General features: G+C 45.9%; 14 protein-coding genes, 3 tRNA genes, 1 rRNA gene, 1 other RNA gene and 1 other annotated feature. Of the genes, 16 read left to right on the top strand and 3 right to left on the bottom strand.

Annotated elements, in window-relative coordinates; genetic code table 11:
* Both rrf and guaB read left to right on the top strand, forming a co-directional pair.
* Window positions 1-108: ribosomal RNA gene (gene rrf, locus ADM98_RS00525) — 5S ribosomal RNA — on the top strand; the annotation flags it as partial.
* 151 nt (window positions 109-259) lie between these two features.
* On the top strand, window positions 260-1,726 hold the full coding sequence (gene guaB, locus ADM98_RS00520) for an IMP dehydrogenase (protein ID WP_053451772.1): 1,467 nt from the start codon (window positions 260-262) through the stop codon (window positions 1,724-1,726).
* Window positions 1,727-1,768: 42 nt separating this feature from the next.
* Here the strand turns inward: guaB and pdxR are convergent, their stop codons facing one another.
* Window positions 1,769-3,172, bottom strand: a complete 1,404-nt coding sequence (pdxR, locus tag ADM98_RS00515) for a MocR-like pyridoxine biosynthesis transcription factor PdxR (RefSeq protein WP_053451771.1) — start codon at window positions 3,170-3,172, stop codon at window positions 1,769-1,771.
* 115 nt (window positions 3,173-3,287) lie between these two features.
* Here pdxR and pdxS point away from each other — a divergent pair, with 115 nt between their 5' ends.
* From pdxS to ADM98_RS00475, 8 genes are all read left to right on the top strand, one after another.
* The gene (gene pdxS, locus ADM98_RS00510; RefSeq protein WP_053451770.1) at window positions 3,288-4,175 is read left to right on the top strand and encodes a pyridoxal 5'-phosphate synthase lyase subunit PdxS; all 888 of its coding nucleotides are present in this window, start codon (window positions 3,288-3,290) and stop codon (window positions 4,173-4,175) included.
* Entirely contained in the window at window positions 4,169-4,747 is a 579-nt protein-coding gene (gene pdxT / locus ADM98_RS00505) for a pyridoxal 5'-phosphate synthase glutaminase subunit PdxT (protein ID WP_053451769.1), read from the top strand. The genes pdxS and pdxT overlap by 7 nt, the downstream gene beginning before the upstream one ends.
* Before the next feature lie 91 nt (window positions 4,748-4,838).
* A complete protein-coding gene (locus tag ADM98_RS00500) occupies window positions 4,839-6,074 on the top strand; it encodes a D-alanyl-D-alanine carboxypeptidase family protein (RefSeq protein ID WP_053451768.1) in 1,236 nt (411 codons plus the stop codon).
* A gap of 12 nt (window positions 6,075-6,086) precedes the next feature.
* Window positions 6,087-6,294 (top strand) — a binding site (T-box leader).
* A 61-nt stretch (window positions 6,295-6,355) separates the two neighbouring features.
* On the top strand, window positions 6,356-7,633 hold the full coding sequence (gene serS / locus ADM98_RS00495) for a serine--tRNA ligase (RefSeq protein WP_053451767.1): 1,278 nt from the start codon (window positions 6,356-6,358) through the stop codon (window positions 7,631-7,633).
* A 136-nt stretch (window positions 7,634-7,769) separates the two neighbouring features.
* Window positions 7,770-7,860 (top strand) — tRNA-Ser (locus tag ADM98_RS00490).
* Window positions 7,861-7,899: 39 nt separating this feature from the next.
* Window positions 7,900-7,990: transfer RNA gene (locus ADM98_RS00485), tRNA-Ser, on the top strand.
* Window positions 7,991-8,025: 35 nt separating this feature from the next.
* Window positions 8,026-8,115, top strand: a tRNA-Ser gene (locus ADM98_RS00480).
* Between the two features lie 102 nt (window positions 8,116-8,217).
* Window positions 8,218-8,682: a DinB family protein gene (locus tag ADM98_RS00475; RefSeq protein WP_053451766.1), complete on the top strand. Its 465-nt coding sequence runs from the start codon at window positions 8,218-8,220 to the stop codon at window positions 8,680-8,682.
* Between the two features lie 74 nt (window positions 8,683-8,756).
* On the opposite strand, the gene ADM98_RS00470 is transcribed toward ADM98_RS00475, so the two are convergent.
* A complete protein-coding gene (locus ADM98_RS00470) occupies window positions 8,757-9,434 on the bottom strand; it encodes a deoxynucleoside kinase (protein WP_023469877.1) in 678 nt (225 codons plus the stop codon).
* Window positions 9,431-10,060: a deoxynucleoside kinase gene (locus ADM98_RS00465; protein WP_053451765.1), complete on the bottom strand. Its 630-nt coding sequence runs from the start codon at window positions 10,058-10,060 to the stop codon at window positions 9,431-9,433. The genes ADM98_RS00470 and ADM98_RS00465 overlap by 4 nt, the downstream gene beginning before the upstream one ends.
* Before the next feature lie 108 nt (window positions 10,061-10,168).
* On the opposite strand from ADM98_RS00465, the gene tadA reads away from it, so the two are divergent.
* From tadA to ADM98_RS00440, 6 genes are all read left to right on the top strand, one after another.
* On the top strand, window positions 10,169-10,675 hold the full coding sequence (tadA, locus tag ADM98_RS00460; RefSeq protein ID WP_053451764.1) for a tRNA adenosine(34) deaminase TadA: 507 nt from the start codon (window positions 10,169-10,171) through the stop codon (window positions 10,673-10,675).
* A gap of 48 nt (window positions 10,676-10,723) precedes the next feature.
* An RNA gene (ffs, locus tag ADM98_RS17050) (signal recognition particle sRNA large type) lies at window positions 10,724-10,990 on the top strand.
* A gap of 95 nt (window positions 10,991-11,085) precedes the next feature.
* On the top strand, window positions 11,086-12,771 hold the full coding sequence (dnaX, locus tag ADM98_RS00455) for a DNA polymerase III subunit gamma/tau (protein ID WP_053451763.1): 1,686 nt from the start codon (window positions 11,086-11,088) through the stop codon (window positions 12,769-12,771).
* Between the two features lie 18 nt (window positions 12,772-12,789).
* Window positions 12,790-13,110 (top strand): YbaB/EbfC family nucleoid-associated protein, encoded by a 321-nt coding sequence (locus tag ADM98_RS00450; protein WP_029343040.1) that lies wholly within the window; start codon window positions 12,790-12,792, stop codon window positions 13,108-13,110.
* Window positions 13,111-13,128: 18 nt separating this feature from the next.
* Window positions 13,129-13,728, top strand: a complete 600-nt coding sequence (gene recR, locus ADM98_RS00445) for a recombination mediator RecR (protein WP_053451762.1) — start codon at window positions 13,129-13,131, stop codon at window positions 13,726-13,728.
* On the top strand, window positions 13,725-13,943 hold the full coding sequence (locus ADM98_RS00440; protein ID WP_053451761.1) for a YaaL family protein: 219 nt from the start codon (window positions 13,725-13,727) through the stop codon (window positions 13,941-13,943). Before recR ends, ADM98_RS00440 begins: the two co-directional genes overlap by 4 nt.
* The last annotated feature ends 266 nt before the right edge of the window (window positions 13,944-14,209 follow it).

Below are 14,209 nucleotides of genomic sequence, written 5' to 3'. Positions count from 1 at the left end.
CGATAGCCAAGTGGTCACACCCGTTCCCATGCCGAACACGGAAGTTAAGCACTTGAACGCCGAAAGTAGTTGGGGGCTTCCCCCTGTGAGGATAGGACGTTGCCAGGCACTTGACCGATCTGCAGATTGCAGGTCGGTCTTTTTGTGTTATGTGAAACTTCAGACTGTTCTGATTATTGGTCGAGTCATTGACATGACACCCTCTGCTTGTTACCATAACATCAATATTCTTTTATAAAAGAGAAAGCGAGTGGATAACATGTGGGAGAACAAATTTGCTAAAGAGGGTTTGACGTTTGATGACGTCTTACTCGTACCCCGTCGTTCGAGCGTCTTACCGCGCGACGTTGATTTATCTGTTACGCTATGCGAAGGGATTACACTTAATATCCCGTTGATCAGTGCTGGTATGGATACCGTCACGGAAGCACCAATGGCAATCGCTATGGCGCGCCAAGGTGGTCTTGGTGTCATTCATAAGAACATGTCAATGGAAGAACAAGCAGAACATGTCGATCGCGTCAAACGTTCTGAAAATGGTGTTATCACGAATCCGTTCTATTTGACGCCTGAGCGTCAAGTCTACGATGCAGAGTACTTAATGAGTAAGTATCGCATCTCAGGTGTTCCGATTGTTAATAATGAAACAGAGCGCAAACTAGTAGGGATTTTGACAAACCGTGATCTCCGTTTCGTCAAGGATTACTCGACTGTCATTGAAACGGTAATGACGACGGAAGAACTCGTAACAGCAAAAGTTGGTACGTCCCTCGTTGAAGCAGAACAGATTCTCCACAAACATCGCATCGAAAAGTTACCACTCGTTGATGAGAACGGTGTACTAAAAGGATTAATCACAACAAAAGATATCGAAAAAGTCGAACAGTATCCACATGCTGCGAAAGATCAGTTCGGTCGTTTACTCGTTGCAGCAGCTGTTGGTGTGACAAAAGACGCTTCGACACGTGCGAAGTTCCTAGTCGATGCAGGTGTTGATGCACTCGTCGTTGATACGGCTCACGGTCATTCAGAAGGTGTACTCGTCAAGGTACGTGAATTACGTGAAGAATATCCAAATTTACCAATCATTGCGGGTAACGTTGCAACAGCAGAAGCGACACGCGATTTGATTGAAGCAGGTGCATCAGTCATCAAGGTCGGTATTGGACCAGGTTCGATCTGTACGACACGTGTTGTTGCAGGCGTTGGTGTACCACAGATTACGGCTGTCTTCGATTGCGCGACAGAAGCACGGAAACATGGTGTCTCGATCATCGCTGATGGTGGTATCAAGTACTCTGGCGATATCGTGAAAGCACTCGCTGCCGGTGGACATGCAGTCATGCTCGGAAGCTTACTTGCAGGGGTAGAAGAGAGTCCAGGTGAGATGGAAATCTACCAAGGACGTCAATTCAAGACGTATCGCGGCATGGGGTCTGAAGCATCGATGAAACGTGGTAGCCAAGATCGTTACTTCCAAGAAGCAGACAAGAAGTTCGTTCCAGAAGGCATCGAAGGACGTGTCGCTTACCGTGGTAAACTCGGTGATTCTGTCTACCAACTCGTTGGCGGAATTCGTTCAGGTATGGGCTACTGTGGTGCTGCAACGTTAGAAGAGTTACGTGAAGAAACACAGTTCATCCGTATGACAGGTGCTGGGTTGCAAGAAAGCCACCCACACGACATCCAAATTACAAAAGAAGCATCTAACTATACACGTCAATAAGTAAAAGCCTCGTCTTTCTCCAGTAGAAAGACGAGGCTTTTCTCATGATGATATACGTAAGTCCCACGCATCCATCAATAATCGTAATCCAGCAGTTAATTCTTGCTCCGATAGACTCGCAAATCCAAGGACGATTTGAGGTGTATTGGAGAGTAGAGGGAGTTGCGCATATTGAGAGAGACCGTAAACTTGAATCCCTTGTTGTTGTGCTCGCTGTACGAGCTCTTGCTCTGTCATTCCGTTCGCGACGGATACGACGACGTGGAGTCCGGCACTTTCCCCGGTCAGTCGTAAGGCGGGAATCCGACGAAGGGATTGAATGAGGACATCCAGTTTTCTTCGATAGACTTTACGCATCCGATTGAGATGTCGTTCAAAATCACCTTCTTTCATGAAACGCGTTAAAATCGTTTGATCAAAGCGCGAGACACTACATGTATAATGTGATAATTCTGTTTGATACCGTGCACGTAAGACTTCTGGTAAGACCATATAACCAATCCGTAGCGAAGGCATGAGGGATTTTGAGAATGTACTCATGTAAATGACACGGTTACTGTCCATGTTATGCAGAGACGGAATCGATTTACCACTGTAGCGGAATTCGCTATCGTAATCGTCTTCAATGATAAATCGGGTCGGATCCATCGCCGCCCAGTTCAATAACTGGTGTCTTCGGTTGACGGACAAGATACTGCCGGATGGAAATTGATGCGCCGGTGTGACGTACATGACATCAACGTTTGATTCCTGTAATTGATCGATCCGTAAGCCATTTGCATCAACACGAATCGGCTCAATCATCCGCTCATGATTTTCGAGTAAGAGACGTGTCGTATGATAACCGGGATCCTCGATGCCGTACGTGACATTTCGCCCTAATAAGAAGAGGACAAGCGGTAAGAGTTGCTCAACCCCAGAACCAACAACGATCTGTTCTGGAGAACAGACGACACCACGTGAATGATAGAGATAGGTTGCAATCTCTTCGCGTAGCGCTAGATCGCCTTGCGGATGACCGAGTGAGACAAGGGGGTGGTGATCGGTATCGATGATGTCTTTTGCATACTTTCGCCAACGCGCGAACGGGAAAGAGATCCCTTCAATCTTACTTGGATGAAAATCATATGTGATGACTGGTCTTTCCGTAATCACGCGCGGTTGGATGACGGGTGAGGTTTTGACGTAGGCAAGTTCTTCATAGGCGAGCACGAAGTACCCTTTACGTGAGATGGATTCGACATACCCTTCTGCGACGAGTTGCTGATAGGCAAGTTCAATTGTCGTTTGACTTAAGTTCAAAAATTGACCGAGTTTTCGTTTAGATGGTAATTTCGTGCCGTACGCTAAACGACCAGCGATGATTTCATTTCGGATCTGTTGATAAAGTTGTTCATAAAGTGGTTTCTCTTGATCGCGTGTAAGTTGAAACGATAGCATATCCATCTTGTATACTCCTTTATAATAATCTGACCTGTTGAAATCATCATAAACTGATACTTTTAAAAGTGTCAACGTTCCGTATACTAAAGGGGTGAAAGTCAACCAAGGGGGAATGGATATGGAACGTCAACAAGGAACGGATCGTGTCAAACGTGGAATGGCTGAAATGCAAAAGGGTGGCGTCATCATGGATGTCGTCAATGCGGAGCAAGCGAAGATTGCGGAAGCAGCAGGTGCTGTTGCAGTCATGGCGCTCGAACGTGTGCCGTCTGATATTCGTCGCGACGGGGGTGTCGCGCGAATGGCAGATCCATTGATTACGGAAGAGGTACTTGGAGCGGTCTCGATCCCAGTCATGGCGAAATGCCGGATCGGTCATATCGTCGAAGCGCGTGTTCTCGAATCAATGGGGGTTGATTTCATTGATGAGAGTGAGGTCCTGACACCGGCAGATGAGCAATACCATTTATTGAAGTCAGAGTTTACGGTGCCGTTCGTTTGTGGCGCACGTGATCTTGGGGAAGCTGCCCGTCGTATTGCCGAAGGAGCTGCGATGATTCGGACGAAAGGTGAGCCAGGAACCGGAAACGTCGTCGAAGCCGTTCGCCATATGCGACAAATTCAAGCGCAATTGAAGCAGATTTTGCATGTCAGTTCTGATGAATTGATGACATTTGCGAAAGAATGGGGTGCTCCGTACGAAGTATTACGCGATATTCGGACGCAGGGACGTTTACCGGTCGTTAATTTTGCAGCAGGCGGGGTCGCAACACCGGCAGATGCTGCCTTGATGATGCATCTTGGAGCAGATGGCGTCTTCGTCGGATCGGGAATCTTTAAATCGGAGCATCCGGAACGTGTCGCTCGCGCGATCGTCGAGGCTGTCACCTATAAAGATGATTTTGAACGGATTGCCTCTTTATCAAAAGGGCTTGGAACAGCGATGAAGGGAATCGATGTCACATCGATGCCGTTTGAGGAACGGATGGCGACACGCGGATGGTAATCGGTATTCTGGATGTTCAAGGTGCTGTCCGCGAACATCAACAGCAGCTTGAAGGTCTTGGTGTCGATGTCGTTCTCGTTAAACAAGTGAGCGATCTTGACGGACTCGATGGACTCGTCTTACCGGGAGGCGAATCGACAGCAATGCGTCGACTCATCGAACGCTATGAGTTACTTGAACCGCTTCGGGAACGAGCGACATCGTTACCGATGTTCGGGACATGTGCTGGAATGATTTTACTCGCAACCGTCGTTGAAGCAGGGCAAAGTCACCTTAATGCGATTTCAATGACGGTCCGTCGTAACGCTTTTGGTCGGCAAATCGACTCGTTTGAAGGACTATTGCCAGTTGAGGGGATTGAAGAGCCGATTGAGGCAGTCTTCATTCGGGCACCTTTGATTCTATCTGTCGGCGAAGGAACACGTATCATCGCAACGGTTGAAGAACAGATTGTTGCCGTTGAGACATCGCTTCACCTGGCGTGTTCGTTTCATCCGGAATTAACAGAGGACAATCGACTACATCGCTATTTTTTACAAAAAATTAAACAGCGTCAATCGATCCGTTCGTAAAGCGTGGAAGCATCTGACAGGTTCTACTGTCAGGTGCTTCTTTTGTGCTACACTATTTGTAAAATGAATGATTGAGTGAAGGAGAGACACGATGAAACGAATCTTGCTACTCTGTTTAAGTATCCTACTAGTCGTAGGTTTTCCTACAACGGGACAAGCGGCACCTTCGATTCAAGCAGAGTCTTACATAATGGCCGATGCGGTCACAGGGAAAATCCTCCTTCAATCGGAAGCGGATGTTTCTCTACCACCGGCTTCGATGACGAAGCTGATGACGCTTTACCTCGTCCGACGACAAATCGAACTAAAAAAACTGACGTGGGATCAAAAAATTACACCTAGCGAGAAAGTCTTGAAACTAGCAAAAACGTCTGGTATCACTCGTGTACCAGTTAAAAGAAAAGCGTATACGGTTCGCGAAATGTATAACGCGGCGTTCATTCAATCTGCAAATGATGCAGCCGTCATGTTGGCCGAGACCGTAGCCGGTTCGGAGGCGACGTTCGTTGAAAAAATGAATGAGGCAGCGAAACAATTTGGTATGAACGATACAGAATATGCAAATGCGTCTGGTCTTGATGCAGTCGATGCGACACTTCCTGGAACAAATTTAATGACGGCGACAGATATTGCATTACTCATCATCCGCTATATTAAAGATTACCCGGATGTACTGGATGTAACGAGTAAAACAAAAATGAGACTTAATGGAGAGGTCTTAAATAATTCGAATAAGATGCTTTCGAAGAAGAAGTTTTCTTACGATGGTATGCGAGGAATGAAGACAGGAATGACAGATTTAGCGGGGTACTGCTTTGCGAGTGTGACGACGCGAGATAATATGACACTGGTCACAGTCGTCATGCGAACGGATTCCGATCAAGCCCGTTTCAAGGAAACGAAAAAGCTACTCGACTATGGTTTTGCGACGTTTGAGCCATTGACGTATTATGGAAAAGGCGAACGCATCAAAGACGTCCTTCCGATTAAAGGCGCAACCGTTCGAAAATTAGATGTCGTCACTGATGGCTCGTTGTACGTCACGGTACCGAAGCAAACGACGACACGTGAACCACGTTTCGAATTCTCGAAAACGACAGCTCCTGTAACAAAACAAGAAGTTGTCGGAACGGTGCAAGTCGCGGATGACGGTGTCTATCTACCAGGATTTGAGACACCGCACGTGAATTTGTATAGTGCAACTGCCGTTCAACTCGCAAGTGTACCGACACGTCTCGTACGTGCCTGGACAGCTTGGTCGAAACGGATTGAGCAAGCGATTCAACAATCGGCTCTTGTCAATCTCCAAGGCGATGGTGTAAAGTAAAGCTAATCTCATAAAGATGCTATGAACGGACCAAGTAGATGTATCGATACTGTTAAGAGAGCTAGTGGGTGGTGTGAACTAGTCAGATCGATGGATTGAATCGAGCCGGATCGCACACCTTGCGAACAAGGTGCGGGTACGCCCGTTATCGCGTCTTAAGTTGGCTAGATGTGTCTAGCAATGAGGGTGGCAACGCGGATCCAGGTGATTCGTCCCTTTTCGGTAGAAATACCGGAAAGAGACGAGTCGCCTTTTTTTATGACATAAAGGAGGAATTACAAATGATTGATATTAAACGATTACGCCAAGATTTTGACGCCATTCAAGAAAAGTTAGCGCACCGAGGAGAGGACTTAACGGACATGAACCGTTTCCTCGCGCTCGATGAAAAACGCCGAGAGTTAATTGCGCGGACGGAAGTCTTGAAAGCAGAACGAAATGAAGCGACGAAAAAAATCGCTGAACTCAAACGCAATAAAGAAAATGCAGATGAAGCAATCGTCGCGATGCGCAGTGTCGGGGATGAGATCAAGACACTTGATGAAGAGTTACGTGACGTTGAAGCGACATTAAATCAGCTTCTCCTTGGTATCCCGAATATTCCACATGACAGCGTACCCGTCGGTTCTTCTGAAGATGACAATGTCGTCTTACGTGAAGTCGGTGACAAACCAGCGTTTGACTTCGAAGCAGTTCCACATTGGGACTTGATGGAGCAATTGAAAATTGTCGATGTCGAGCGTGCCGGAAAAGTCACGGGTAGCCGCTTCGTCTTTTATCGTGGTGCCGGTGCACGTCTTGAGCGGGCATTGATCAACTTCATGATGGATCTTCACCAAGATCAGCACGGATACACAGAAATCTTGCCACCACTCATGGTCAACCGCGATTCAATGACAGGAACAGGTCAACTGCCGAAGTTCGAAGAGGATGCGTTTAAGATTGAAGAAACGAACTACTTCCTCGTACCAACTGCAGAAGTTCCTGTTACGAACATGCATCGTGAAGAAATCTTAACGGCAGATCAGTTACCAATCGGCTATGCAGCATACAGCCAATGTTTCCGTTCAGAAGCCGGTTCTGCTGGACGCGATACACGTGGATTGATTCGCCAGCATCAATTCAATAAAGTTGAGCTCGTTCGTTTCGTTAAACCAGAAGAGTCTTACGAGCAACTTGAATTGTTAACAGGGCAAGCAGAAACAGTCTTGAAAAAGCTGAAGCTTCCGTACCAAGTATTGAGCATGTGTACAGCCGATCTCGGATTTACAGCTGCGAAGAAATACGATATCGAAGTTTGGATGCCAAGCCAAGGCGTTTACCGTGAAATCTCTTCTTGTTCAAACTTTGAAGATTTCCAAGCACGCCGGGCGCAAATTCGTTTCCGCCGCGAAGCGAACGCGAAGCCAGAGTTCGTTCATACATTAAACGGTTCTGCTCTTGCAGTCGGTCGGACAGTTGCTGCGATCTTAGAGAACTACCAGCAAGCGGATGGATCAGTTGTTATTCCAGAAGTGCTTCGTCCATACATGGGTGGTCTTGAAGTGATTCAACCTTAAGTTAAAAAGGGGGCGATCCCCCCTTTTTACTTTTAAAAAAGTTTTTTTAGAAAAGGGCTTTACACGGTAAAAGCCAGATGCTATCATAATTAATGTCAGGAAAACAACCGAATCATAACAGTGTTATGAGAAGTACGGAGGCGTACTCAAGTGGTTTAAGAGAACGGTCTTGAAAACCGTCAGGCGGCGAAAGCCGTGCGTGGGTTCGAATCCCACCGCCTCCTCCATTTTTATTTTTTGACAACGACATGCATGTTTTATAGCTTGGAGGCGTACTCAAGTGGTTTAAGAGAACGGTCTTGAAAACCGTCAGGCGGCGAAAGCCGTGCGTGGGTTCGAATCCCACCGCCTCCTCCACTTCTTTTTTTTTACCCAAAAATAACAATAATCATGGAGTCGTACCCAAGTCCGGCTGAAGGGGACGGACTCGAAATCCGTTAGGGGTCGCAAGGCTCGCGTGGGTTCGAATCCCACCGACTCCGCTTTTTATAAAGCATCTCCATTGTGAGGTGCTTTTTTGTTGCATCAATTTCTTCGTGCATGCTATGGTTGCCTACGTGAAAAACGAAGAAGAGGTGGACGAAATGAACGAACAAACAAAAGAATCGTTGCTTTCGCATTATGCGATGACGATGACATATGTAAAAGATTTAGAACAGATTTCGGAAGAAGCATGGCGGACATCGTATGCGGAAGATAAGTGGACGGTTGCTGAAATCATTGGTCACTTATCACCATGGGATCGGTTCATGGTCGCAGAACGTATCCCGTATTTGCTCGCGGGTGAACCATTCCGCATCGCACCGGATAGCCAAGCTGTTAATGATGAAGCAGCGAAGATGAGTCGTGAGCAGCAGCGGATCTTGACGATTGATGAGTTTTTAGTCAGCCGTGACTTATTGCGTCGTGCCGTCGAATTGATTCCAGAAGATCGCCTGCAAGATAAAGTCGTCATTAAAGACAAAGAGTTGACGATTGGTCAGTTCCTCGGAGCGATGACTCAACATGATTTACACCATATGAAACAAATCAATCAAGTGATTGGTTAATAGGAGGGAGATGCGAGACGCGTCTCCTTTTTTTTGTGCAAAAAAAGATCCACCTAAGAGGCAGATCTGATCAGTTAGCGTGTATTGGCAATGCGAGCAACTTCGAGTTGTTTTTCAATCTTCGCAAGAATCCGGTCGATGGATTCTGGCTCGTTTAGTAGATCGTATTCATCGATCGACAAACGGAGTACCGGGCAGATCGTGAAGTTATTGATCCAGTTCGTATAGCGTTCGTACATCTCTTCCCAATATTCGATTGGAGTCTGTTGCTCCATCTCACGTCCGCGAAGACGAATTCGTTCAAGAACTTGCTCGAACGAACCTTCGAGATAGATTAAGAGATCCGGATGTGGGAAGAATGGTGTCATGACCATTGCGTCAAACAAACTTGAATATGTTTCATAGTCCGTTGGAGACATCGTTCCTTTTTCGAAATGCATCTTGGCGAAGATTCCTGTATCTTCATAGATTGAACGATCTTGGATGAAACCGCCACCGTATTGGAAAATCCGCTTTTGCTCCTTGAAGCGTTCAGCTAGGAAATAGATTTGGAGATGGAAGCTCCAGCGCTCGAAATCATGATAAAATTTATCCAAGTAAGGATTCGTATCGACTTTTTCGAGTGACGTCCGGAAACCAAGGGCATCTGCTAATCCGTTTGTGATCGTTGATTTACCGATCCCAACCATACCGCCGATCGTAATGACGGCATCTGCCGGGATGTTGTATTTTTCGCGTAGCTTCAAGTTCATGCGTGGTTCGCTCCTTCATATAATTCGTTCCGGATTGTCGTCAAGACGTACTCGAGATCTTCCGGTCGCTTGACGAAGTCGAGTGCATCCCCATCGAAACGGATGATTTTGACTTCCGGATGTTTAGCTTGATATTCCGTGACGAATGTCTCGTAATCCTCTGCCAATTGTTCGAGATAAGCACGTGACATATTTTCTTCGATTTCTCGTCCGCGCAGCGCAACACGTTTCATCAAGGTGTCGATGCTTGCGTTCAAGTAGATGACAGCATCCGGTTTTGGCATGTCCGTCGTCAGGATCGAATAGATTTGTTGGTACTTCTCGAGATGCTCTACCTTGAGAGAGCGGTGTGCAAAGATCAAGTTCTTAAAGATATGGTAATCAGCAACGACAGAGCGTTGTTTACTGAGGTAATGACGTTCGATATCATCGAGTTGTTTGAAGCGATTGCACAAGAAGAACATTTCCGTCTGGAAGCTCCATTCTTCGATATCTTCATAGAACTTTCCAAGAAAGGGATTTTCTTCGACGATTTCGCGTAACATAGAAAAAGAGAAATGGTGACTGATGGCGTTCGCAAGTGATGTTTTGCCTACACCAATCGGTCCTTCAACCGTTATGAACATATACAATGACCCTCCGTTCAGCAAAGTGCAATTTATATTTTAGCACAAAGAAGTACGACTTGCTGAAGTTTCAAAAGGAGAATTTTTTTAGAGTGAGGAGTATCATCGATGGAACGACAGGAACACTACATGCGTCTTGCAATCGAAGAGGCAAAAAAGGCAGAAAAGATTGGAGAAGTTCCAATTGGATGTGTCATCATCAAAAACGATGAAGTCATCGCGACTGGTTACAATCACCGGGAAACGGATCAACAGGCGACGGCACATGCCGAGTTGATCGCAATTGAAGAAGCATGTCGAAAGCTCGGAAACTGGCGACTTGAAGGATGTGAGTTGTACGTGACTCTCGAACCGTGTCCGATGTGTGCAGGGGCCATCATGTTATCGCGGATCGAACATGTTATTTTTGGTGCTGTTGATCCGAAGGGTGGATGTTGCGGAACGTTGATGAATCTAGTGCAAGACGATCGGTTCAATCACGTCTCGCAACTGACAAGCGGTATATTAGAAAAAGAGTGTGGTGAAATGTTGACGACGTTCTTTCGGGAACTACGTGCGAAAAAGAAAGCACGAAAGCGGGCAATGGGTTGCATCACACCAGATGAAACAGTATAATGAAAAAGCACTGAAACAAGGTGCCACTAAAAATCGATAAACCATTTGCCGTGCTAGGTGGGGATGTAGCGGTTCCCTGTCACTCGCAATCCGCTATAGCGAGACTGAATTCCATGTCGAGGGATATGATTGGTGTGGTCTGCCTCACGTAAGTAGCGTTGACGTTTGAGTCCTGCGCAACAGATACCCATGAACCAGGTCAGGTCCGGAAGGAAGCAGCCTTAAGTGGTGCTCTCTGTGTGTTGCAGGGGTGCTTGGACTGAGCAGGCTGCGTGAGTAACGCATGTTGAACATATTTCAGAATATGGTGCGCGGCAGTTTAATTTTTAAAGACAAGTCTACAGCCGGTTTCGGTTGTAGACTTTTTTAGGTAAAATAGAATGAGGAACTTAAAAAGAGGAGGCGCAAACTTGGCCTATCAAGCACTATACCGCGTGTACCGTCCGCAACGATTCGATGAGGTCGTTGGACAAGCGCATATCACCCGCACGATCCAAAATGCATTGATGGAGGGACGGATGTCCCACGCCTATCTATTTTCGGGTCCTCGTGGAACAGGAAAGACGAGTCTTGCCAAAATCATCGCTAAAGCGATCAACTGCGAGCATGCTCCGGTCAAAGAACCGTGTAATACGTGCCCAACGTGTCTTGCGATTACAGAAGGATCAAGTCCGGATGTCTTCGAAATCGATGCGGCTTCCAATAACGGCGTAGATGAGATTCGGGAAATTCGGGATAAAGTCAAATATCCCCCTTCAGAAGCAGCCTATAAAGTCTACATCATTGATGAAGTGCACATGTTGTCGACAGGTGCCTTTAATGCATTACTCAAAACACTAGAAGAACCACCGGCACACGCGATCTTCATCTTAGCAACGACCGAACCGCATAAAATTCCGGCGACGATCATCTCACGTTGCCAACGCTTCGATGTGAAGCGACATGAAGTCGATCAACTCGTAGAGCGGATGCAATATATCTTAAAAGACCAATCGATCGATTATTCGGATACGGCCTTACGGTTGATTGCTCGGGCAGCGGATGGCGGCATGCGTGATGCACTGAGTCTACTCGATCAAGCAGTCGCTTTTTCAAACGGTGATCTAAACGATGCAGCTGTTCTTGAAGTAACAGGTGCGGTAGAAGATGAAGCATTACTAAACATTGCCCGTGCCTTGCATGAACATCAAGTCGACCAGTTGTTACAGACGCTTGAGACGATGCAACGAGCGGGAAAGGACTTGAAGCGATTCGTAGAGGATCTCGTCTTCTTTTACCGAGATACGCTGTTATTAAAAGCATCTCCTACAGCTGTTGATTTACTAGAGCGTGCTCGCCCGACGGATGAGTTCAAACAATTCGTCGAATCGATTGAAGCGGAGACATGCTTTACGATCATTGATCAGTTGCATGACTGCCAGCAACAGATGCGATTAACGAATCACCCCCGAGTCCTCGTTGAGATTGCCTTCATTCAGATTGCAGAACAAGGTCGAACGACGGGACAAATCGTTCAATCGTTGCAACAAGAAGTCCGTGAGATGAAAGAACAAATGCATCAATGGAAGTCGAACGGTGTTCCAGCTCAAGAAGCAACAACGCCGCAAGCGCAACCGAAGCGGAAACAAGGGCGACCAACTGTACGGATTGCGAAAGAGCGCATTCGTCAAATGTTAGGACGGGCAGAGAAAGCCCAATTGCGTGAAATTCAAGAACGGTGGGATCACATCTTGAAGTGGATCCTAAAAGAGGATGGACCAATCTATTCATTACTCCATGAGAGTAAACCTGTTCTTTGTTCAGCGGATACGTTGCTGATTGAATTTGATGATGGGAAGGGATGGCACTTTGAACAGGTCATGACGAATGAACGAACTCGTTTCGTCATTGAAGAAGCGTTGTATGAAGTATGCGGCGTCAAACGTGAAATTTTAGCGATTCTTTCGAAGGATTGGCATGAACTGAAAGCAGAGTTTGTTGCTAAGCGAAATAGTAGTAGTATAGAAGAGAAGGAAACAAAACAAGAATCGGAGAGCGATCAGTTATTGTCCGAGACGCTTGGTCGTTTTGGTGATATCGTAGAGTTCGAAGATTAAATTCGAGGAGGAATACAGATGCGCGGAATGGGAAACATGAACAATATGATGAAACAGATGCAAAAGATGCAAAAGGATATGGCAAAAGCACAAGAAGAGCTAAAAGATTTAACAGTAACAGGTACAGCAGGCGGAGAAATGGTCTCAGTCGTTGCAGATGGTCATAAAAATATCGTAGATGTCATCATTAAAGAAGAAGTCGTCGATCCAGATGATGTTGAAATGATTCAAGATCTCGTCTTAGCTGCAACAAATGATGCTTTGAAGAAGGTCGATGAACTCGTATCAAGTAAAATGGGGAAATTCACACAAGGTATGAATCTGCCGGGAATGTTTTAATTCGTAGGAGGAAACCACTTGCAATATCCTGAAGCGATTAGTCGTTTGATCGAAAGTTTTACGAAACTACCGGGGATTGGTCCGAAGACAGCAGTGCGTCTAGCATTTCATGTCCTGGATATGGAAGAAGACGATGTCTTGATGTTCGGTAAGGCTTTAGTCAGTGCGAAGCGTGATATTGCCTATTGTAGTGTTTGCGGGAATATCACGGATCAAGATCCTTGTTATGTATGTACAGATAAGCACCGAAATCGTACAATCGTCTGCGTCGTTCAAGATTCAAGAGATGTCATTGCGATGGAAAAGATGCGAGATTATCAAGGATTGTATCACGTCTTACATGGGGCGATCAGTCCAATGGAAGGGATCGGTCCAGAAGATATCAATGTCTCGAGTCTTTTGACACGTCTTCAAGCGGATGAAGAGATCACGGAAATCATTCTTGCAACCAATCCGAATATTGAAGGGGAAGCGACGGCGATGTATCTATCGCGTCTTTTAAAACCAACAGGTATTCGGATTACGCGGATTGCCCATGGTCTTCCAGTAGGGGGAGATCTTGAATACGCGGATGAAGTAACTTTATCTCGTGCAATGGAGGGACGCCGCGAACTATGAGTTGGTTTCGAAAAAAAATTCGCAATGAGTACGATCAGCGTTTGTTAGAAGAATTAGCAAAAGCAAAAGAAGATTATTTAATGAAACGTCATCTTCTAGAAATCAGTTACGACGATTACGGTGACTTAGAAGCACAAATGAAGTTAGCGGAATCGCTGTATTTCTTCTATATAAGCGAAGCGAAAAGAAGACGCGTCTCATTAATGATGAAGTAAACCGCAGCCACTCTTGTCTGCGGTTTTTATATGTTTTAAAAAACTATAAATTATTTTAATAAAGTAGTTGCGTCTGTCTAACTATCGTGATATATTAATTCATGTCCTCAAGAGGACGAGCGCTTACGGCAAACAAGTAAAAAACAATTTTAAAAAAGTTGTTGACTTCTTGTTTCAGACTTGGTATTCTAATTGAGTCGCCAAAACAGGCGCGGACGAACTTTGAAAACTGAACGATGAGGCAAAAACGTATTCTACGGAATACA

The organism is Exiguobacterium sp. BMC-KP (assembly GCF_001275385.1).
GTDB lineage: Bacteria > Bacillota > Bacilli > Exiguobacteriales > Exiguobacteriaceae > Exiguobacterium_A.
Note: the sequence above shows the minus strand (reverse complement) of the source record. Positions and strands in the feature narration are given on the sequence as shown.